Raw genomic sequence first — 1773 nt, forward strand, 5'->3', positions numbered from 1 at the left:
CATTTTAAGTGAAATCGAGTAGGTCGGAGCACGTGAAACTTTGACTGAATATAGGTGGACCATCATCTAAGGCTAAATACTCCCAACTGACCGATAGTGAACCAGTACCGTGAGGGAAAGGCGAAAAGAACCCCTGTGAGGGGAGTGAAATAGAACCTGAAACCGTGTACGTACAAGCAGTAGGAGCAGACTTGTTCTGTGACTGCGTACCTTTTGTATAATGGGTCAGCGACTTATATTTTGTAGCGAGGTTAACCGATTAGGGTAGCCGTAGGGAAACCGAGTCTTAACTGGGCGAATAGTTGCAAGGTATAGACCCGAAACCCGGTGATCTAGCCATGAGCAGGTTGAAGGTTGAGTAACATCAACTGGAGGACCGAACCCACTAACGTTGAAAAGTTAGGGGATGACTTGTGGCTTGGAGTGAAAGGCTAATCAAACCGGGAGATAGCTGGTTCTCCCCGAAATCTATTTAGGTAGAGCCTCGGACGAATACTTACGGGGGTAGAGCACTGTTAAGGCTAGGGGGTCATCCCGACTTACCAACCCTTTGCAAACTCCGAATACCGTAAAGTACTATCCGGGAGACACACGGCGGGTGCTAACGTCCGTCGTGAAGAGGGAAACAACCCAGACCGCCAGCTAAGGTCCCAAAGTCATAGTTAAGTGGGAAACGATGTGGAAAGGCCCAGACAGCCAGGAGGTTGGCTTAGAAGCAGCCATCCTTTAAAGAAAGCGTAATAGCTCACTGGTCGAGTCGGTCTGCGCGGAAGATGTAACGGGGCTAAACTATGCACCGAAGCTGCGGATTCAGAATTTATTCTGAGTGGTAGGGGAGCGTTCTGTAAGCGGTTGAAGGTGTACCGGGAGGTATGCTGGACGTATCAGAAGTGCGAATGCTGACATGAGTAACGATAATGCGGGTGAAAAACCCGCACGCCGGAAGACCAAGGGTTCCTATCCCATGTTAATCAGGGTAGGGTAAGTCGACCCCTAAGGCGAGGCCGAAAGGCGTAGTCGATGGGAAACGGATTAATATTTCCGTACTTGGTATAATTGCGATGGGGGGACGGAGCAGGCTAAGCAAGCATGGCGATGGTTGTCCATGTGAAAGTGAGTAGGTTGGTGACTTAGGAAAATCCGGGTTGCTAAGACTGAGACACGAGACGAGCCACTAAGGTGGTGAAGTTGCTGATGCCATACTTCCAGGAAAAGCCTCTAAGCTTCAGATTATACCGAATCGTACCCCAAACCGACACAGGTGGTCAGGTAGAGAATACTAAGGCGCTTGAGAGAACTCGGGTGAAGGAACTAGGCAAAATCGTACCGTAACTTCGGGAGAAGGTACGCTCCTATCTGTGATGAGATTTACTCTCTAAGCGGACGGGAGCCGCAGTGACCAGGTGGCTGGGACTGTTTATTAAAAACACAGCACTGTGCAAAATCGCAAGATGACGTATACGGTGTGACACCTGCCCGGTGCCGGAAGGTTAATTGATGGGGTTAGTTTTCGGACGAAGCTCTTGATCGAAGCCCCGGTAAACGGCGGCCGTAACTATAACGGTCCTAAGGTAGCGAAATTCCTTGTCGGGTAAGTTCCGACCTGCACGAATGGTGTAACCATGGCCACGCTGTCTCCACCCGAGACTCAGTGAAATTGAAATCGCAGTGAAGATGCTGTGTACCCGCGGCTAGACGGAAAGACCCCGTGAACCTTTACTACAGCTTGGCACTGAACATTGAACCTACATGTGTAGGATAGGTGGGAGACTT

Annotated in this window: 1 rRNA gene; it reads left to right on the forward strand. The window is 50.0% G+C overall.

The features are described from left to right. Nucleotides 1–1773: ribosomal RNA gene (locus tag AAEU30_RS21435) — 23S ribosomal RNA — on the forward strand; the annotation flags it as partial.

It is taken from the genome of Pseudoalteromonas mucoides (assembly GCF_049257175.1).
GTDB lineage: Bacteria > Pseudomonadota > Gammaproteobacteria > Enterobacterales > Alteromonadaceae > Pseudoalteromonas.